The organism is Mycobacterium sp., assembly GCF_044223235.1.
Lineage (GTDB): Bacteria > Actinomycetota > Actinomycetes > Mycobacteriales > Mycobacteriaceae > Mycobacterium.
On record NZ_JBGAME010000021.1, the window covers coordinates 1 to 18,958 of the forward strand.

Below are 18,958 nucleotides of genomic sequence, written 5' to 3' on the forward strand. Positions count from 1 at the left end.
CGGCCACCGCCGGGCTTCCGGACTCCGCGGAGGCGCCGATGACCAGGACGGTGCCGGTCGTCCCGGGGCACTGTGCGTACAGCGTCTGGCCGAGCCGAGGGCGCGCATTCTCCGGTAGGTCGAGGTCGACCGCAGGGAGCAGCACGGCGTCGACACCGGCGCTGAGAGTCCTGACCAACCCACCGCGGCCGGACCGACGCCGTAGCGCGAGCAGCACCGCGATCACACCGGCCCCACCGACCAACGCGCCGAGGACGGCCCCGATGAGCCACTGCTGGGAACTGGAGTGGTTCGGGGTCGGCGGTTGTACGACCAGCACCGCTCCCGCCTCGGCAGCCTGCAACTCGACGCTCTCAAGCGTCCGTTGCAAGTCCTGCATCCTGGCCGGATCGCCGGAGTCGCGCTGTCGCCATTGCGTCAGCGAGGGCACGATCAGGCGCAGTTGTGCATCGACGCGCTGTTCGAGTTCGTCGTCATAGAGGTCGATGGCGGTCTGCACAGTCCTGATGGCGTCGGCGCTGGATGCGCCACTGGCGCTGATGGTGATGATCGGCGATTCACCTGCCTGAGCGACGAGGAGTTCGGCGGGTTCGTCCTTCGCCATCTTGGCGGCGACGGCCTGCGCGAAGCCTTCCCCCGATAGGAATGCAATCTCGCCAGTGACGTATCGCGAGGTGTTTTCCTGATTGTCGGGGGTGATCTGGTTGGCTCCGCCCGCGATTGCTGTGAGGTCCGCTGGATTCTTAAGTCGCAGGAAAGCGGTCACGGTGGTGTCATTTCCCAGTGTGCCAAGAATGAGTCCTCCGGCGAGCGCACCGAGGCAAAGGCCGATCAATGCACCGACGAGCAATCTGCGCACAATGAAACGGGTTTCGAGATATGCAACCATCGCGACCGCGGAGGACGGCACCTTCGATTCGTGGAAAGACAACCGCGGCGCTCCGTCCTGAACTCACAATGCCTCCCATATGGTAGTGGGATCGGCTTGATTTGCCCGGTTGAGCGCGAATTTGTGGTTACACCGGCAATAGCCCGTCAACTGTTAGGCGATCCGCAAACTCGGTCCGAACAGGATTTGCCCGGTAGCATTCGACGCCAGTATCGATTCGGTGGCGCACTCATGCGGAGCGGGAGCGGCAGTGTTCTTTGGTTTCACTCGTACTCGTCCCGACGAGAATGGGCGAGCCTCGGGCTCCGCTGTGTGCCTGCTGCTTTCGGTGCTGCTGGGAATCACGCTTGCGATTCCGAGTGGCGCGTACGCCCAGCCGGTGACCGCAGGCGACGGTGAGGATCTGGCGCTGGAGTGGTCGACATTGGGTCTGCCCAAGGACATCACGCTGGTCGGCGCCAACACCCCCAGCGAGTACACGGTCAGGGTGCCCGCCGGATTCTCGGTGCGGCGCCTGCGCGGTGTGATCCACGCCCCAGTGGACTTCGGCGCGGGTTTCGTGGAGATCACCGACAGCGCAGGCACATTCCTGGCGACGGTGAGTCTGCCTGCGGTGGTCCCGGAGCAGGCGGTGGTGCCGTTCGACGTCGACATCTCGGCGGCCCGGGCGAACGGATCCGAACTCGGATTGTCGTTCACCGTACGGGAACCCCCGATTCCCGCCGAACAGCGTTGCGGGCTTGGGGAACTGGTGGAACTGAGCGATCTGGTCACCGTGGTCGCGGGAACCGAGCCCGCACCGAACTCGGTCGCCTCGTTCTTCCCGCCGGTGCTGCAGCGGCTGACCATCTACGCGCCGGTCGACGACGACGATGCCGAGTCGCAGGCGGTGCTCACCGTCGCCTCGGCGGTGGCGCGTATGTACCGGCCACAGTCACCGGCGATCACCGTCGTCAAGCAGCCGCGGGGTGCCGCCCCTCCCCCGGCGCCCCAATTCGCCCGCGCGCTGGTGGTGGAGAACGGTGACGCCGGTCTCACGGTCGTCGACCCGAACCGGCCGACCGCCTACCTGAAGCTGACGGGCCGCGGCGGGCAGCTCAGCGACCAAGCCTCGATCCTGGTGAACCAGTTGCAGTCTCTGCTGCAGACGCCCGTCGCACGGGTGGATGCGGCCGGGTCGAGCAGTGCAGGGGACTCCGACGAGTTGACATTCGGCGAACTGGGTATCGAAGGTGAGAGCCAGGTTCTGCGGACCGGCAATCTCACTGTGGGGGTAGACCGTTCGGCGTTGGGCGCCGGTCGCGTGGACGCCATGACCGTGCATCTGCGGGCAACGTATACGCCGGTGGCCGATCTGGACTCGGCGTCCCTCATGGTCGGTGTGAACGGCCAGGCCGTGTACAGCGCACCGCTGACCGCGGCGGGTACGGTCGACGCCACGTTCGAGGTGCCGCCCGAGTTCCTGCGGCAGCGAATCGCTTTCGAGTTCAACCTGGCCTACAGTCCGCGCCAGGTGTGCAATCCGATGATCGCGCCGCTGACGTTCCAGCTCGATCCCCGGTCCACGGTGACGGTGACGCGCGGCGGTCCGCCGCTGGACGGGTTCGGCGCGGTGCCATCGGAATTCAGTCCGGAGTTCCTGGTGGCGTTGGACGGCAGCAGCCCGATTCAGCTCGACTACGCGACGCGGGTGGTGGCCGCTATCGCGCAACGGACCGGCTCGACGCTGATGCCGCGGGTGGTGGCGGTCGAGGATGCCGCCAACGCCACGAAAGGCGCGCTGATCGTGGCCAATGCGGCGACACTTGCGCCGACGTCGCTGCGCCCGCCGATCGGCGGGGAGAGCACCGGTGTGCGGGTCGACCTACCCAGCGAGTTGCGCGCCGACATCACCGGTGGACTGGGATCGATCCAGGTGTTCGCCGATACGCCGCGCAACCGCACCGTCGCACTGGTCACCACCAATGGTCCGTGGGCCTTGGTGGATCCGTTGTTCGCTCACATCGACCAGCTGCCCGACGCGTGGTCGAGTCTCGATGGCGACGTCTTGGCTGCCGGCCCCGACGGAACCGTGACGGATCTGTCGATCGGGCCGGCGGTTGCCACCTCGGCCCCGCCTGACGGCGGTGTCACCGGGGCGACGTGGCTCGCCATCGGAATCGGCGCCGTCCTGGTCGCTCTCGGCCTTGCCGGAGCGGTGTGGTGGCGACGGCGCCGCGGTGTCCGATCATTGTCTTGAGGTCGGTGACTCGCTCAATTTCACCGCGCCGACTTCTGCGCCGTAGTCGGGGACCGGCGCTTGGTCACAGCCCCCACGCAGGTTTCGCGTACGGAACGGGTTTGATGCGTGTCGGGCGCCAACCGCCGGGAGGCACTGCCTATCCTCGGCGCATGGTCCATCCCGCAAACCGCGCACACCCCGACGACGTCGTGGTCATCCACACCGACGGCGGTTGCCGCCCCAATCCGGGTCCCGGCGGCTGGGGAGCGGTGCTGCGGCAGCGTGAGCACGTTCGGGAGATGTGTGGTGGCGAGGCCGGCTTGACGAGCAACAATCGGATGGAGCTGACCGCGCCGATCATGGCGCTCGAAGCGCTCACCCGTCCCGTGATGGTGCACCTCTACACGGACAGCACCTACGTCCGCAACGGCATCACCAAGTGGGTGACCGGCTGGGAGCGCAACGGCTGGCAGACCGCCGCCAAGCAGCCGGTCAAGAACGTCGACTTGTGGAAAAGGCTCCAGAACGCCTGCGCGAGACACCAAGTCGAGTGGTTCTGGGTCAAGGGCCACTCCGGGGTCACCGACAACGAATTGGCCGACGTGCTGGCGACCCGCGGCCTGCAGGAAGCCGTCGCCGCATCCGCCTGATGTGCGGCCTACCGCGAACCCGGTCAGCTCTGCCGGACCGGTGCTGTTTCGCGCCGACATCTGCACCAGGAGTTCTCCACAGCGAAAGACTGCAACCCTGGCGCAGAATTCGGCGACCCGTCCGACCCACCGCGAATCCCCGTGACTCGGGCTGCGGTTCAGGACCTGTTCTTCAATCCGTGAACCTCAGCGGTGGATGATGCAGGTCGTGGTGGCATGCGCGACGAGCTTGCCGTCCTCGTCATGCACCTCCCCGTGCGCCGTGGCGGTGGTGCGGCCGACGTGGATGGTGCGCCCGGTGGCGATGATCCTGCGCCCGTCGGTGGGTACCGACCGGATGTAGTTGACCTTGATCTCCAGCGTGGCGTAGGAGACCCCGGCGGGCAGCGCCGAATGGATCGCACAGCCGACGGCGGAATCCAGCAAGGTGGCGCACACGCCACCGTGCAGTGTTCCCAACGGGTTTCGCATGTCGTCACGGGTCGCCAGGCTGAGGGTGACATGTCCTTCGTCGATCCGGTCGAACCGCAGCCCGAAAAGATCACCGATGGACGCCGGACGCTTCTCACGGGGCAGAGCGGCGGTCGCCCGCAGCATTTCGAGGCCGGTGGGTTCGGTGGTCGTCATCGCGTTTCACCGGTCATGTAGTCGATGCGGACGCTGATCGGATCGGATTGCAGCGCCCGGAACGTGGCCGCGACGAGCGGTCGCAGCAGCGGTGACGAGGCGAAGGATCCGGCGCGCTGGGCTGGATCGTCGTCGACGACGAAACGGGCGATGCCGGTGCGCCACGACGATCCCTGCCGGATCGACACGGTGGGGTTGTCGGCGATGTTACGGGCCCAGCCGGAGCGCCGGCCGTGCTGGCTGATGACCCACGCCCCCGTCGCGTCGAAACTGGCGGATACCGGCACGCGACGGGTCAGGCCTGTCGCGCGGCCGATGGTCTCGAGCTCAGCGGCATAGGTGGTGCGGACGCCGAGGCGCCCTAGCAACGCCACCGCCGGATTGGCGACATAGCGTCCAACGAAGCGTTCGAATCTGAACTTACGCAAGGCTTTCGCCGCCGTCGGGGTGCTCATCGGTGAGGCCTTCCGTCACTCGAAGTAGATCGATCGATCTACTAGATCAAAGGATAGTAGACTAATCGGTCTAGTGCAAAGCGGGAGGCGGCGGTGACGGCACGGCAACGGTTGATCGACAGCACCGTCGCACTGATCCGGCGGCGCGGTGTCGGCAGCGCCAGCGTCTCTGACATCCTCGAAGACAGCGGCCTGGCCCGTCGCACCCTCTATCTGAACTTCCCGAAGGGCAAGCCCGAGCTCGTGGCGGCGGCGACCACCTGGGCCGCATCGATGATCACCGACGCGATGCGGTCACAGCTCTCCGAACGAGATCCCGCCAAGCTGGTCCGGGCGTTCGCCCGGATGTGGGAGAAAGTCTTGACCGACAGCGGGTTCGATGCCGGCTGCCCGATCGTGGCGGCCACGCTGGCGCGCGCCGAGGCGCCCGAAGCAGCCGACGCCGCAGCCGCGGCGTTCACCGAATGGGTACGGCTGGCCGCCGAGGTGAACGAGGAAGCCGGGCTACCCCGTCAGGACGCGATGGACCTCGCCACCACCACGATCGCCGCGATCGAAGGCGCAGTCATCATGGCGCTGGCCGCGCGCACTACCGATCCGATCCGGCGCACGGCCCGCGACGTTGCCGCGCTGATCGAGATGAAGGTGGCGGCGGCGCAGGGCGCTTGACCCTCGGCACCTGCAGACACGTCGCGTTTCAGGCGGACGGGCTCGTGATCCGCATTTCGGCACCGGGGTGGGAACTGAGCGTGATGGCCACCGTACCGCTACCCGTGCCGAAGGTGGTGTTGGCGTATCCGATGAATCCGTAGTGCCCGTCGATCGTCGATACCGCGGTGAGGTCGGTGCTTCCCGAGGCGCCGGAGTCGAGATTCTTCCAATCGACGGTCACGGTGAGCGAACACGAGCCGTCGTAGATGCCGGCGTCGTAATAGATCGCGACTCGGACACCGTCCTCGACCTTGCCGTCGACCTGCACCGGCGTCACCTGCGCGTCTGCGCTCACGCTTCCGGCACACGTCGGGGATGCCACCACCGGGACCCGATCGAGTCGAGCGAACGCCTCGGCGTGAGCCGTCGCCACCCCAAACCAGGGCGCGGTCAGCGTGACGGCGAGCGCGCCGGCAGCACGGAACGAAATCATGCCCCCGTTATCGGCGGCCGCGCGCGCGGCGTTAGCGCGCGGCCTGGTTTGAGGTCAAAGCCCGAACAACCCGGGTTGCGACGTGCCAGAGTCAGGCTGTTGACGGCCCCGACGGATGCCGGGACTCAGCGCCGCGGACCTTGCGAGGGAGATGCCGATGCCGTTCACACAGGGTTACGTCGGAACGATCGATGCCGAGACCAGCGGCGACGCACAACTCTGGTTCAGCCTCACCAGCAACGCAACGGGTAGCGACTGGGTCAAAATTGGCCAGTACCGCGCCTGGTTCGTGATGAGCTTGGAATCCGCCGACCGGCCGACCCACATGGCGCAGCTCACGCTGTTGCTCGAGGCCATGCGGAGCGGACTGCCGGTGCAGGTGAAACACGGCGCCGTGGCATCTTTCACCAGAAGGGATCCCAACGATTCGTTCGCGACCGAGGGCGTGCGCATCCTGCGCGCGGGGTTGCAGTTCTAGGCGCGCCTCGTGGCGGATCAGTCAATCGTCAATCTCGACCCGGCACTGAGCGATTCGGTGCGCTACGAGCTGGGTGCAGGCAACTGGCGTCCGTCCGGCGGCGGGCCATGGATACCCGACCTGGCGAATGCGGGTGGCACCGTCCGGCTCGCCGACGATCAGGTCATCGACGTGGTGATTCTGGGTGATGGCTACCAAACACGCGAAAGCTTCGAGGGCCAACTGACGGAGTGGCTGGCCGACTTCTACGGCGTCGAGGTCTATGACCGCTTCGCGGGCGCATTTCGGATCCGGGCGTACTTTCGCGAGTCAGACAAGCCGTGCACCGGCGGCGACGATCGCGGCTCCTTCTACCGGGTCAAGGTCGGCACAAGCGGCGACGATGACGGCGAGGTCGCGACGGGTGGCTGGTGGGCGGCCGACGGCACCGACAACACCGTCTTTCGCCAGCGCCTATTCGAGAGTTTGGACGCGTTCCGGCTCAATCTGAGGACGTACCCCGGCGACCTCAACGTAGACGGTGATACCGGAAGGCCAGGGACCTCGGACACCAACAAGACGGTGATCCACAATCAGCTCGCGGGTATGTACTCGAACCTCGTCGTGGTGATGCTCGTGCGCACCCCAGGTGTGCCCAACACGAGCGGCCGCACGCGTGAGGTACCCGACATGCGCTACCTGGTACCCGGTGCACCAAAGCCGATGTGGCGCACGGTGAACGTCGCGTTCGGGTCGCACGCGCTGCACGAGTTCGGACATGCCTTCGCCTATCTCGAGGACGAGTACATCAGCAGGCCCAACAGCAGTGCCGACCGTTCGAATCCCCTGCACGGCAGCGTGTTCACTCTGTCGAACCTGTCGTTCAGCACGCAGCTCGATAATGTCCCGTGGCAGCACCTCAGTCCCTGGGGACGGCGCCGCCGCCAGGCGGCGGGCGACGAGGCGTCACCGATTGTGGGCTGGTTATGGCGAGGTGGTGAGGACGGACTGGCGGTGTGGCACTCCGAGTATCACTGTCTGATGAACGGAGGACACCACAACTTCGCCTACAGCACGACCGAGATGCCGCCCGCGGGCGCGGATCTGCGATTTCGCCGCCCACCGCGCTACTGCCTGTGGTGCCAGGAGATCGTGACGATCCGGATCCTGGAGAAGACGGGTCAACTTGCCGCCGATAACGACCCCGCGAACATCGACGAACGCGGCCGGCACTGGTACAGCAGCTGGGTGAACACATGGCGCGATCGCTACTGGGCGGCGTTCGACGTCGACGCGCAGATCGACGAGCGCGAGATGCTCTACGCCAACCCCGCATCCGAACCTGCGACCTTCGCCGAGATACAGAACGGTTACGGTTCCTACAAGCGGCTCGACAAATCGGACCTATATCAAGCCTTTACAGCGGCGCCACCCGTGGGCGGCATCGCACCCGGCGATGACGCGGATGCAATCCTGGCGATGCTGGCCTGCCTCTGATCGCCGCGCTGCCGACAGGTCAATTCGCTTGCGGCGAAGCGGTCGCGATTTCGCCGCTGACCCGCAGACCCGGTCGAAGTCGCCGCCGGTCTGGCCTGGGGCTGCCTGCGGCAGATGGCCGATGTTGGGTGGCCGGTTCACCGATGGGCGAGCTGAAGGTCGAGTTGGCAGCACCACCTCCGACGAACTAAACGAGCGAACACTCTAGTCACTGAGAGCGATGCCGAGGCCTTGGTCGCACAGCCAGTCCTGAGCACAGTCAAGAGGGATGTAAGGAGTGGCTCTCGGGACGGGGGACGTGTTGCTCTTGCGGGCTTCACCCTGCGAGCACAGGGTTAGGGTGTCAGGCCCGCTGGCTGAAATGCAGTCGGCCGCAGCCGGTGGCGGTGCGGCAAGAGTGGAGGCCAGAGCGGCGGACGCCGCGAGCGTCGCGGCGACATAAGTGTGCTTGACCCGCATGGCAGGATCCTTCCCTCGGTAGAGGCCGTAATTGCAGGTTACTGCTGTTTTGCACGATATGTCGCGGTACATTTTGTTTGCCTGTTTTGGCCGCCAACCGTCACCGGTTACGGCGACTTTGATCACCTGTTGAAGGAGCCAGCCATGTTGTCCTCAGCACGTCCCGCGCGCTGCGCGGTAACTTGTGTGATCGGTACTGGCGCAATCGCCGGTGCGATGCTTTGGAGCGCCACCGCGGCGGCCGAACCGCCACCGCCAGTTCCACCGCCGTGTACGGCTGCCGAAATGGCGCGCGTGATGTCAGGCGTCACGTTCGACACGTCGAACTACCTAACCCTGCACCCGAACGTGAACGACTTTTTCACCAGCCTCAAAGGCCAACCGAGGGATCAGATCAGTGCCCAGTTACAGACCTATCTAGATGCCAATCCGCAGGTTCGAGACGAGCTTCGGGCTATCCGGCAACCCTCGGTCGACTTCCGCGAACGCTGTGGGGTTCCCCAGACTCCCTGACCGCTTGGGCAATGTAGTTTGTGACGCCGGTAGGAACTGGGTCAAGCAGGCCATATCTACCGATTAGGCCACACTGTTGTAGATAGCCCTTGACGGAAGCCGGGGACGACCTACGCCCGCTCCTGCGCCAGTCCGGCGAGGTGCTTGAGTGAGTTGTCCAGGTGCTGCGGGTCGAACGGCGGGAACCGTATGTGTTCACGAGTGGCAGGCGGCACCCCCGACCAGTCATATGTCAGGGTGACCTCCGTTTGGTCGTCGCCGACGGGCTCCAGGTCGTAGCGCCAGGTCCAGCCGCCGAAGTCCAGGTTGGCATCGTCAGCACCTTGGCCCGGCAGCCACGCAATCGCGTGCGGCGGCTGGAAGACCTCGACCCGGTTGGCCACCTCATAGTGCATGCCACCGTAGTTCTGGTGATACATCGCCATCCGGAAGACCTGGCCGACTTCGGTCAGCCGCTTGCCGTCGAGCGACTCCCGCACCCAGCCGGTGCCGTCGATCGCCTGATGATTGGTCGGGTCGGCCAGTACCGCGAACACCGCATCGGTCGGCGCGTTGATCGTGTACGCAGTGCGCAAGGTTTCCTCGGTCATGCGCGTACCGACCACTGGCGACCAGGAAACTCATCGAGACCGGTCGGTCAGCAGCAGTTCGGCCGCTGCGGTGGGCTTAGGCGCGAAGAGGTCCGACCATTCGAGACACCTGCAATGCGGGCGACTTCACCCATGGTGGTCATCGGAGACGCACGATACGGTCCGCGCGAACGGCGGTCGATTCGATCAGTTGGGCGTTGCGCTCGTCGGGTCCAAGGGCCCACAACTCCGCATCCTGCGGCGATTTTCCGTAGGCCTCATGTCGCCGACGCAGCCGAGCGTGCCGAACGTCGATGTCGAGGGCCAGGAACCAGACCTCGTCGATGCAGGCGCGTGCCGCCGGCCACGCATCGAATTCCAGCAGAAGGTAATTGCCCTCGGTGACGACCAGCGGCGCCGTGGGCGGAACGGCGATGGACGAGCCGATCGACTCCTCGAGGTCGCGCCGGAACCGCGGCGCGTAGACGACCGGACCGTCGGCACGCTGGGCCCGGAGGTGTTGGATCAGCCGCGCGTACCCGCCGTCGTCGAACGTATCGTGCGCGCCCTTTCGATCGCGGCGCCCCAAGTCGATCAGGACTTCGTTGGCCAGATGGAAACCATCCATGGGAACGAGCACCGCGACATCCGGCCCAAGCGCGGTGACGAGTTGCTCTGCAACGGTCGACTTCCCGGCACCGGGAGCACCGGTGAGACCGAGAATGCGGCGTTCACCGGGAACGACGAGCGCGCGGGCCCTTTCGACCAGCTGGCCGAGCGTGGCGTCCTGCACGTCCCGCTCGATCGTCACCGTTCCCGCTTTCGAGTGTGTCCTGCCGGAAGTTCGCTCAGCCACGCCCGCGGGCCGACCACCGAACACCGTAGTGCCGCTACCCGGGCGGAACGGTCGACGCGCTCGGCAATACCCTTCTCGGTGCCCCTTTCTACGCCCCTCTCTATGCCCCTCTCTATGCCCGTCTCGAGCCTGGTGGAGAAGTACGAATAAGCACCGTGGAAGGCGTCTCCGGCGCCCAGTGTGTCGACCACCACCACCGGCTCCACCGGCACGGACCCCGACGCGCCATCCGACCACCACCGCACGGGATTGCCGCCATGTGTGGTGACGACGGTGCGCACACCCCTGCGCACGAGTGCCGCGGCGGTGGAATCCGGAGCATCGGCTCCGGGCACGCGGAAGTCGTTGGAGCACACCATGTCCGTTGTGTACTGGATAAGTTCGCTCATAACGGGCTTCCATCGACCGGCATCGACGACGAGTGCCGTACCCCGCGCGGCCGCCTCTCGCGCGGCGGTGCGGGCCATCAGCGGGTGGTGCCCGTCGACGAGCACCACGTCGGCATCCGCCACGATGTCACCGAGACCGGGTGGCGGCACCGCGTCGGAGTTCACGGCGTCGAGTGAGACGACCGATCGATCACCTGTCGATTCGACCACCGCCACAGCGGAAACGGGTACCGTTCGGGTGGTGCCCGCCGCCGCGTCGACGACGCTGACGCCGTACGCAGCGAGGTCGGCCCTGATCAGTCCGGCGACCGGATCGTCTCCCAGCGCGGTCACGAGGATCGCGTCACCGCCCAGCCCCGCGAAGGTGACCGCGGCGTTCGCGGCGGGTCCACCCGCAGCGACGAACTGAGCGGTCGACGTGATCTTCTGGTTCGCCGCAGGAGCTTTCGCGATGCGGTGAATCACGTCGAGCGTCGCCAACCCGACGAAGACCCCGACCGGAGCCTTCCTATAGTAGTCCGGCGCGTACCCCATAGGTCAGCTCCTCCGCAACGAACATCTGGACTCCTGCGGCCGATGCGACGCGATCATGCCGCGCGATCCTGTGCTCATTATCCGTTGGGGCCGGGTCAGACAGAGTCATCCGGATGTCGCCGCCGAGCAGTTGAGGGCTCAGCGCGTCGAGTAACCAATTGCGGTAACGCTTCTCGCTCCACCCGCGCTTCCTCTTGAGCAGAGTGGCGATGATGTTCGCGCCCTCGAGTACGAGATGAAGCATCACCTCCGGACCGAGTGCGGACTGTCGCTCTACAACTACACGGTGCTCAGCACATTGTCTCGCGCGCCGGATCGCCGCTTGCAGGTGAAATCGCTGGCCACGGTGATCGTCCCTGACGTGTCACCTACTCGGTTCGCATGCCGTACAGATGCCGCCGGAGGACCTCGGCCCCCGGGTCATCGCGGCGGCGATTTCAAGACCGTAACCAAAAGACTTGAACTATGAACTATGAAGATTTATATTTTAAGCGACGAGGTCGCATAGCCCACACAGAAAGCCGCCCGCCGATGTCGAACACTCCGAGCCGCACAACGAGAGCCCGTCACGACTCGCAGTCCGTCAGCTAGCCCCCCGGCTTTCCATTAGCAGAGAAGAGCGCCATGACCGTCAGTTCCATCAACGAGGCCCCCCGCCTGAGCGTGACCGATCCCTCGTTCTCCATCACCTCCGCCGCGGTGCACGAGGCCCGCGAGGCCAGCTGGTTCGCGCGCACGGAGTACGGCATCGCAGTCCTGCGCTACGACGAAGTCGCCGAGCTCATCCGCCACCCCAGCCTGCGCCAGGGAAGCGTCCAGTGGCCGGCCCACAACGGCGTGACCAGCGGCCCCTTCCTGCGATGGTGGAACAGCTGGATCCTGAACAAAGAGGGCGACGAGCACCACCGGCTCCGTACCCTGCTCAACCCGGCGTTCTCCAAACGGCTGATCAAGGGCCTGGTTCCGCGATTCCAGGCGCTCGCCGGCGAACTCATCGACGGCTTCGCCGACAAGGGTGAGTGTGACTTCGTTGCCGAGTTCGCCGATCCGTACGCGGCACGGGTCATCGCCATCATGCTTGGCCTGCCCGAAGAGGAGTGGCCGATCATCGCCCGCGAGTCGGCGACCATCGGACTGGCCATGGGGGTCACCTTCAAGCAGGAGCTACCTCGGATCGAGGCGGCGCTGGCCACACTGTTCGAATATGCCGACGCCGCGATCGCCGACCGCGCGGCCAACCCGGCCGACGATTTCATGTCGACCCTCGTGCAGGCCAAGAACGAGGGTGGCCTTTCGGCCGACGAACTGCGCGATGCCGTCGTCCTGATGGTCTTCGGCGGTTACGACACCACACGCAACCAACTCGGCCTGGCGATGCAGAGCTTCATCGCCAACCCCGCCCAGTGGGAGCTGCTCGCTGCGAATCCGGCGCTGGGAGGCAAGGCCGTCGAGGAGGTGATGCGGACCAATCCGACGGTCCGCTGGGTCACCCGCGAAGCGATCGAGGACTTCGAACACAAGGGCCTGGTGATCAACGCCGGCACCACCGTCCACCTGTTCAGCGAGTCCGCCGGTACCGACCCCCGGGTCTTCGGGGAGCCCGGCTTCGACATTGCCGCAGAACGCAAGCCGCACTTCGGATTTGGCGGCGGGGCGCACCACTGCCTCGGTCACTTCGTCGCACGTGCCGACATGGCCGAAGCGCTGCCGCTGCTGGCCCGCCGACTGCGGAACCCCCGGATGCTCGACGGCTCCGAATGGCTGCCCGACTCGGGCAACACCGGCCCCAACAAGCTTCCGATCAGCTTCACCCCTGCCTGACCCAACACCTGACCACACCTGACCCAACGCACCCAACCAGCCCAACCCATCCAACCGAAAGGCCGCGTCCGTGAGCATCACAGCTCTTGACCAACACCGCGAAGCCAATTCCGCACCCGGAGCCCTCGACGCCGCGCTCGCGGCGATCGAGGAGTACGGCGTGGAGTTCGTCTACTTCCAGGTCGTGACGATCACCGCAAGGGTGATCGGAAAGGTCGTACCTGCAGACCAGTTCGCACGTCTGGCGAAGCGCGGCGTGATGCAGCACCGCACCGCCATCGCCAACCTGCAGACGACCCGTGAAGGCGTACTGCTCGGCGGTGGCGTCGGAGCAGCCGAGTACTGTGCGGTTCCCGACCTCGACACCTTCTCGGTGCTGCCCTGGGACCACAAGACTGCGCGCGTATTCTGCAGCCTCTACGAACCCGACCACGTGGCAACCGATCCCGGCGCACCGCTGCCCACCGACACACGCGGCCTGATGAAGCGACTGCACGCCAACTTCACCGCGCGCACCGGGCTGGAGCTCCGCACCGGGACTGAGCCCGAAATGACCTGGGAAGGACCGGGTTTCACCACTTCATCGCGCCCCGATGCCAGTCCCGCCTATCACATCGAGCACCTCGAACGCTATCGCGCGGTCTATCAGAAGGTGATCACATACGCGAAATTCATGGGCTTCCAGATGGTCGAGGGCGACTTCGAAGACGCCGGTCAGGTCGAGCTGAACTGGATGTACGACCACAGCGATGCGACGGCCGATCGGCTGGTGACCTACCGGCAGATCTGCAAGCAGGTCGCCCGCGAACTCGGCATCGAGGCCAGCTTCATGCCGAAACCCGGCTTGGGTTACATGGGTAACGGCTGCCATCACAATTTCAGCCTGTGGCGCGACGGGGTCAACATCCTCGCCGAAGACAACCGCGAAGACCTGCATCTGACCGAAGAGGGGCAGTACGCCCTGGGCGGCCTGCTTACCCACTCCCCGGGCGGCATGCTGATCATGGGTTCGACGGTCAACTCCTACAAGCGCTACTGGGACGCCGGCCAGTTCGCGCCGTCGAAGATCAACTGGGGCATGGACAACAAGACCTGCACGGTGCGTCTGTCGGCGAATGGCCGGCTTGAATACAAGCTCCCGGACGCCGCCTGTAACCCGTACCTGACGCACGCGGCGATGCTGGCCTCCGTCGACGACGGCCTGAAGAATCAGATCACTCCCGGTGAGGCCACCGTTGGCTCGAGCTATGAGTCCACCGCCCCCGAATTGTTCGGGAAGCTCCCGCTCACCCTCGGCGAGGCTCTCGCCGCCTTCGAGGCTGACGAGTATCTCAAGGACGCGTTGGGTGCTCCCCTGTCGAATCTGTTGGTGGAGTACAAGACTGACGAATGGGCACGGTTCAACAGCGCGATCACCGACTGGGAGCGCACGATGTACTGGGACGACACCCCGTGACCGCGCCATTGCGACTGGCCTGCATCGACGCCGATGCCCCACCGCTGTTCGGCCTCGCATCGGCACCGGGTGGTCGGGCCGGCTACGAACCCGCGGTTGGCGAACTCATCGCGGCCGAATTGGGCCGACAGCTCGAGTGGGCCATCATGCCCTGGGGCGACATGCTGCCCGCTGTGCGCTCACACCAGGTGGACGGCGTCCTGTGCGGCCAGGGAATCATCCCGGCCCGAATGGAATTGGTCGATTTCACTCGTCCCTACGGGATCTTCCACGAGGGCCTGCTGATGCGCCGCGGCGAGGCAGTGCCTGACCCTTCGGGATTGGCCGGCAAGCGAATTGCCGCGATTCGCGCATCAGCGAACTACAACCTGGCCTCCTCGTTCGCCGGCGCCGAGGTGATCGAATTCGAGTCCGAGCACGTCTACGAGGACATGCTGGCCGCGCTGCGGTTGGGTGAGGTCGATGCCGTCTGTGACGACGACGTCGTCTTCGTCCCGCTCGGCAACTCCGACCCGGACTTCGAGCTCGCGTTCGTCGTCAAGACCAACAACCCGTGGGGCATCGGTGTCGCCAAGGACCGTCCGGAGACCCTTGCGACCGTTGGCGGTGCGCTGACGAGGATCATCGCAGACGGGAGGCTGCGGGCCGCATGGGAGCAGTGGCTGCCGACGCTCGAGTACCCGTTCGAGGTGGCCTGACATGCGACCGATGATCGCGGTGCCGGGCAGGCGCGCCGCCAGCGTGCCGATCCTGCGCTACTCGGCGACGCTCGCTGCAGAGGCCATCTGCGAGGCCGTGTGGGCCGGCGGCGGGGAGCCGCTCGTGCTCCACGGTCCCGACGCAAATCCGGCCGCCGAGCTGGCTGACCGGCTGGCCAGCTTCGACGGCATCTGCATGCCGGGCGGCGCCGATATGGATCCGCGGCTCTACGGCCAGGACCCGCAACCCGATACCGACGCTCCGGTAGCCCACCAGGACACGTTCGACATGGCGGTCATCTCGTGCGCCCTTGAACTCGGCATCCCGACCCTGTTGATCTGCCGCGCCATGCAGATCCTCAATGTGGTCCAGGGCGGCGATCTGGTCCAGCACCTGGCGCCGAGCAGCGTCGCACACGGCGACGCCATCCACGACGTGGTGGTGGCCGAGGACAGCGACCTCTTCCGGGTCGTGGGGTCGACGCGGATCCCGGTGTCGTCGTATCACCACCAGGCGATCGGTGAGATCGGCGCGGACCTTCGGGTGGTCGGCACGGCCGACGACGGCTGCGTCGAGGCTCTCGAGCACGTCGGCGGGAAGGTGCTGGCCGTGCAATGGCATCCCGAAGATCTCCACGCGACCTCACCGAGTGATGCGGCACTCTTCGCCGACCTCGCAGAACGCGCGGCCAAGGCCAGGGCGGAGGCCCGCGCATGACGGGCCCCGTCGTGTTGCGCGAGGAGGTCGAACCTTTCGATGCCCTGATCCGTGCGCCGGGGCGGCCACACGTCGCGGTGCTGGTGTCGCTGAACTTCCCCGATCTCACCGAGTCGGTGGCGGCACTGCACCGGCGCTTCACCCGAACCGCGCTGTCGGCGCTCGCGGAGCTCGGCGCCAGCTTTGAACTGGTGGACACCTCCGAGCCCGGTGCCGTTGATGTGGTTGTCACTGCCGACGGTCTGCTGGTGCTCGGCGGCGGGGACATCGCAGCAGCCTGCTACGGCGGCCCCGACGGGTCGGCGCCGAACTCCTACGGCATCGACGAGCAGGCGGATCGCGTCAGCTTGAAGATGATCCGGGCCTACATCGACGCCGGCCGGCCGGTGCTGGGCATCTGCCGCGGATCCCAGCTGATCAACGTCTGCTATGGCGGCACGATCATCGGTGACCTCGCCGACTACGAGCTGCATCACGGTCGGCCGGGAGAGCACCTGTTCATCGACGAGAAGATCGAGGTGGCACCCGACACCCGGCTCGCTGAGATCCTCGGCGCGGGGCCGGTCGTCGTCCGGTCTGGTCACCACCAGGCCGTCGATGAAGTGGCCACAGATCTCGTCGTGGCCGCCCGGGCTCTCGACGGCGTGATCGAGGGCGTGGAGCATGCGACGGATTGGGTCCTTGGCGTGCAATTCCATCCGGAAGACGACGACGGGCCCTTGACCACTCTCGACAAGCTGTTCGCCGGCTTCCTTGCAGCCAGCGTCCACACCAGCCACCCGAACCAACCAACCTGACCTGGGAGTCAATGATGGAAAACAGCATCGTCGTCCGCATCGATGAAATTCAGGTGGAGACACCCGAGATACGGGGTCTCCGGCTGGAAACCCTCGACGGCTCACCCTTCGACGAGTGGCGCTCCGGCGCACACATCGACGTCACCGGCCCGACCGGGGTGCTTCGCCAGTATTCGCTGGCCGGTTCTCCCAAGGATGATTCGTCGATGTGGATCGCGGTCAAGAAGGAAGGACCCGGTGGCGGCTCAGCTGCCATCCACGCGCTCAAGGTCGGCGACCACCTCAAGATCAGCAAACCACGCAACATGCTCGGCATTGCCGAGGACGCAAGCAAGCACATCCTGATCGCCGGAGGTATCGGCCTCACCCCGTTGATGAGCATGGCTTTCGAGCTCTACAGCTGGGGGGCCGACTTCGAGCTGCATTACTTCGCCCGGTCTCGCGACGAGATGGCCTTTCACGACTTCCTCACCGAGCGGGTGGAATACCGTGACTTCGTCACACTGCACATCGGCGTTCCACGCGCCGAGCGGCCCACGGTCTTCCAGGGGATGGCGTCCGCCCTATCCGCCGACACACACGTCTACACCTGCGGCCCCGACGGGTTCATGAGCCAGGTCGTCGACGCCTTCGCCCCCGCCGTCGGCGCGGACCACGTGCACGTGGAGGCCTTCACTCCGAAGGAGGTCGACACCTCGGGCGACAGGGCCTTCACCGTCGAGCTGGGCAGTGGTGAGGTGTTCGAGATCCCGGCCGACAGGTCGATTCTCGACGTACTGGAAGAGGCCGGATGCGACGTCTTCAGGTCATGCGGGGAGGGCATCTGCGGCTCCTGCGTCTCCGGGGTCGTCGAGGGGATTCCGGATCACCGCGACAACTGCCTTTCGGCGTCGGTGAAGGCCAACAACGAGGAAATGGCGCTCTGCGTATCCCGGGCCCTCACCGACAAACTCGTCATCGAGCTGTATTGATTGGGGGCTCGTGTCGGGCTTCCCGACGGGGGCTCAGGAGACCGTCACGTGGACGTGGTCGAAGTGGGCAGCAACCCGCCACATCGTGTAGCTGATACCGAAGCGCCCCGCCTGACGCTGAAGGTCGGCGTTGATGGCGTCCCCCAGACCCATGTCTGATCCGATCATGATGTCGATGGCGTGCCCGCTCGGGTGATCAGGAATCGGGTCTGCGCGCACGCCACCGATTGACTGCACGCCGGGGTAAGTGGCCATGATGTACGCCGCGAGCATCCTCGCGTTGAGGACCAGGCCACCCATCCCGACGGTGGGGATGGGCGCGCTGGGGCCCAACGCTGCCATGACGGCCGCTGATGGTGGGGGCAGCGCGGCCTGCTGAGCGGGAGGAAGCATGGCGTAGCTCGCGTTGACCACAGCCATCTGTTTTCGCAGCTCAGCCCGCTTGTTCTGCAAATCCGCCCGCGCGGCAGCAGCCGCGTCGACGGCCCCCTTGGCGTCGGCCGCGGACTTTGCTGAGGCCGCCTCGACGAGTTGCGCCTCGTCGTTGACCCGGCGGAGGCCCTGCAACCGCTCGGACATCTCGGTGTCCACCACCCGCGCGATGGCCAGGTTGTCGATCAAGTTGGCCGGCGACGAGGCGGCCAGGATCGCGTTGATGCCCTCGGCTCGCCCGCCCATGTAGACCGCGGCGGCAAAGTCATCAACGCTGCGCTGGTAGGTGGCCAGCTGCGTCTTCGTTGCGTTGAGGGCGGCCAGATCGTCGGCGTGCTTCTTGTCCGCCTCGCTGAGCAACTGCATCTTCTTGTCGAGATCTGGCTGCGCATTGAGGATGGTCTCGGACAGCTCTTCAGCGTGGCGGGACAATTCGTTGACCTTCGCCACGCTGTCCTGGTTCGGTTCGGCGTACGCCACGCCGCCCCACACCGCGCTCAGGGCTGCCAGTCCGACCATCGCACCCACTACCGGCTTGTGGACGACGAGCTTCGCCACACATCGGGGGTGAACCTGCAAGACTACGATCCTTCGACGCTGTCGACGTCTGCACCGTCGATCTGCCTGTCCATCTGCCTTAGTTGTCGAGAAGGTTACGGAGGCGGCATCGCCTCTGTCCAACCAAGAGCCAGGAATTGGGTCAGGACCGGGCGCTGTGGCTAACTCAGAGCCGCACGCTGCCGACGACCCTTCGCACCTCGGATGTGGGTGCCGTCCCCGTCGGTTACGTCGCCATACCCTGGCC

At 65.8% G+C, this 18,958-nt stretch carries 20 protein-coding genes and 1 pseudogene; 12 read left to right on the top strand and 9 right to left on the bottom strand.

From position 1 onward, the window contains the following. Positions 1-766 (bottom strand): annotated as a pseudogene (locus ADBZ6K_RS20425) (hypothetical protein); the annotation flags it as partial. Positions 767-1,199: 433 nt separating this feature from the next. On the opposite strand from ADBZ6K_RS20425, the gene ADBZ6K_RS20430 reads away from it, so the two are divergent. Together ADBZ6K_RS20430 and rnhA are read left to right on the top strand one after the other, a co-directional pair. Beyond that, the gene (locus ADBZ6K_RS20430) at positions 1,200-3,128 is read left to right on the top strand and encodes a cellulose biosynthesis cyclic di-GMP-binding regulatory protein BcsB (protein ID WP_526350061.1); all 1,929 of its coding nucleotides are present in this window, start codon (positions 1,200-1,202) and stop codon (positions 3,126-3,128) included. A 152-nt stretch (positions 3,129-3,280) separates the two neighbouring features. Further along, entirely contained in the window at positions 3,281-3,760 is a 480-nt protein-coding gene (rnhA, locus tag ADBZ6K_RS20435) for a ribonuclease HI (protein WP_526350063.1), read from the top strand. 186 nt (positions 3,761-3,946) lie between these two features. On the opposite strand, the gene ADBZ6K_RS20440 is transcribed toward rnhA, so the two are convergent. Together ADBZ6K_RS20440 and ADBZ6K_RS20445 are read right to left on the bottom strand one after the other, a co-directional pair. Continuing rightward, the gene (locus ADBZ6K_RS20440) at positions 3,947-4,387 is read right to left on the bottom strand and encodes a PaaI family thioesterase (protein ID WP_526350065.1); all 441 of its coding nucleotides are present in this window, start codon (positions 4,385-4,387) and stop codon (positions 3,947-3,949) included. Next, positions 4,384-4,842: a nitroreductase family deazaflavin-dependent oxidoreductase gene (locus tag ADBZ6K_RS20445; RefSeq protein ID WP_526350067.1), complete on the bottom strand. Its 459-nt coding sequence runs from the start codon at positions 4,840-4,842 to the stop codon at positions 4,384-4,386. Before ADBZ6K_RS20445 ends, ADBZ6K_RS20440 begins: the two co-directional genes overlap by 4 nt. 93 nt (positions 4,843-4,935) lie before the next feature. Between ADBZ6K_RS20445 and ADBZ6K_RS20450 the strand changes: the two genes are divergently transcribed. Continuing rightward, positions 4,936-5,511: a TetR/AcrR family transcriptional regulator gene (locus ADBZ6K_RS20450; protein ID WP_526350069.1), complete on the top strand. Its 576-nt coding sequence runs from the start codon at positions 4,936-4,938 to the stop codon at positions 5,509-5,511. 28 nt (positions 5,512-5,539) lie between these two features. On the opposite strand, the gene ADBZ6K_RS20455 is transcribed toward ADBZ6K_RS20450, so the two are convergent. After that, positions 5,540-5,986, bottom strand: a complete 447-nt coding sequence (locus tag ADBZ6K_RS20455) for a hypothetical protein (RefSeq protein WP_526350071.1) — start codon at positions 5,984-5,986, stop codon at positions 5,540-5,542. Positions 5,987-6,137: 151 nt separating this feature from the next. Between ADBZ6K_RS20455 and ADBZ6K_RS20460 the strand changes: the two genes are divergently transcribed. The 3 genes from ADBZ6K_RS20460 (at position 6,138) to ADBZ6K_RS20470 (ending at position 8,912) form a co-directional block, all read left to right on the top strand. Further along, complete coding sequence (locus ADBZ6K_RS20460; RefSeq protein ID WP_526350073.1) at positions 6,138-6,464, top strand: hypothetical protein; 327 nt, start codon at positions 6,138-6,140, stop codon at positions 6,462-6,464. Positions 6,465-6,473: 9 nt separating this feature from the next. Beyond that, on the top strand, positions 6,474-7,940 hold the full coding sequence (locus ADBZ6K_RS20465; protein WP_526350075.1) for a hypothetical protein: 1,467 nt from the start codon (positions 6,474-6,476) through the stop codon (positions 7,938-7,940). Positions 7,941-8,543: 603 nt separating this feature from the next. Further along, complete coding sequence (locus ADBZ6K_RS20470; protein WP_526350213.1) at positions 8,544-8,912, top strand: hemophore-related protein; 369 nt, start codon at positions 8,544-8,546, stop codon at positions 8,910-8,912. A 110-nt stretch (positions 8,913-9,022) separates the two neighbouring features. Here ADBZ6K_RS20470 and ADBZ6K_RS20475 read toward each other — a convergent pair whose 3' ends face one another. The 4 genes from ADBZ6K_RS20475 to ADBZ6K_RS20490 all read right to left on the bottom strand — a co-directional run bounded on the left by ADBZ6K_RS20475 (position 9,023) and on the right by ADBZ6K_RS20490 (position 11,504). After that, positions 9,023-9,502 (bottom strand): SRPBCC family protein, encoded by a 480-nt coding sequence (locus ADBZ6K_RS20475; RefSeq protein WP_526350077.1) that lies wholly within the window; start codon positions 9,500-9,502, stop codon positions 9,023-9,025. Between the two features lie 139 nt (positions 9,503-9,641). Continuing rightward, positions 9,642-10,292, bottom strand: coding sequence for a nucleoside/nucleotide kinase family protein (locus ADBZ6K_RS20480; RefSeq protein WP_526350079.1), 651 nt, complete (start codon positions 10,290-10,292; stop codon positions 9,642-9,644). Further along, positions 10,289-11,260 (bottom strand): PfkB family carbohydrate kinase, encoded by a 972-nt coding sequence (locus ADBZ6K_RS20485; RefSeq protein ID WP_526350081.1) that lies wholly within the window; start codon positions 11,258-11,260, stop codon positions 10,289-10,291. Before ADBZ6K_RS20485 ends, ADBZ6K_RS20480 begins: the two co-directional genes overlap by 4 nt. Beyond that, complete coding sequence (locus ADBZ6K_RS20490) at positions 11,235-11,504, bottom strand: hypothetical protein (protein ID WP_526350083.1); 270 nt, start codon at positions 11,502-11,504, stop codon at positions 11,235-11,237. Before ADBZ6K_RS20490 ends, ADBZ6K_RS20485 begins: the two co-directional genes overlap by 26 nt. Positions 11,505-11,884: 380 nt before the next feature. Between ADBZ6K_RS20490 and ADBZ6K_RS20495 the strand changes: the two genes are divergently transcribed. From ADBZ6K_RS20495 to ADBZ6K_RS20520, 6 genes are all read left to right on the top strand, one after another. Beyond that, positions 11,885-13,081 carry a cytochrome P450 gene (locus ADBZ6K_RS20495; protein WP_526350085.1) on the top strand — a complete coding sequence of 399 codons (1,197 nt, stop codon included), beginning with the start codon at positions 11,885-11,887 and terminating at the stop codon, positions 13,079-13,081. Positions 13,082-13,151: 70 nt separating this feature from the next. Next, positions 13,152-14,537, top strand: a complete 1,386-nt coding sequence (locus ADBZ6K_RS20500; RefSeq protein WP_526350087.1) for a glutamine synthetase family protein — start codon at positions 13,152-13,154, stop codon at positions 14,535-14,537. Then, on the top strand, positions 14,534-15,235 hold the full coding sequence (locus ADBZ6K_RS20505; protein WP_526350089.1) for a substrate-binding periplasmic protein: 702 nt from the start codon (positions 14,534-14,536) through the stop codon (positions 15,233-15,235). The genes ADBZ6K_RS20500 and ADBZ6K_RS20505 overlap by 4 nt, the downstream gene beginning before the upstream one ends. Position 15,236: 1 nt before the next feature. Continuing rightward, positions 15,237-15,953 carry a gamma-glutamyl-gamma-aminobutyrate hydrolase family protein gene (locus ADBZ6K_RS20510; RefSeq protein ID WP_526350091.1) on the top strand — a complete coding sequence of 239 codons (717 nt, stop codon included), beginning with the start codon at positions 15,237-15,239 and terminating at the stop codon, positions 15,951-15,953. Then, on the top strand, positions 15,950-16,750 hold the full coding sequence (locus ADBZ6K_RS20515) for a gamma-glutamyl-gamma-aminobutyrate hydrolase family protein (protein WP_526350093.1): 801 nt from the start codon (positions 15,950-15,952) through the stop codon (positions 16,748-16,750). The genes ADBZ6K_RS20510 and ADBZ6K_RS20515 overlap by 4 nt, the downstream gene beginning before the upstream one ends. Before the next feature lie 14 nt (positions 16,751-16,764). Continuing rightward, positions 16,765-17,721 (top strand): PDR/VanB family oxidoreductase, encoded by a 957-nt coding sequence (locus ADBZ6K_RS20520; RefSeq protein WP_526350095.1) that lies wholly within the window; start codon positions 16,765-16,767, stop codon positions 17,719-17,721. A gap of 33 nt (positions 17,722-17,754) precedes the next feature. Here ADBZ6K_RS20520 and ADBZ6K_RS20525 read toward each other — a convergent pair whose 3' ends face one another. Beyond that, a complete protein-coding gene (locus tag ADBZ6K_RS20525; RefSeq protein ID WP_526350097.1) occupies positions 17,755-18,711 on the bottom strand; it encodes a coiled-coil domain-containing protein in 957 nt (318 codons plus the stop codon). Positions 18,712-18,958 lie beyond the last annotated feature (247 nt).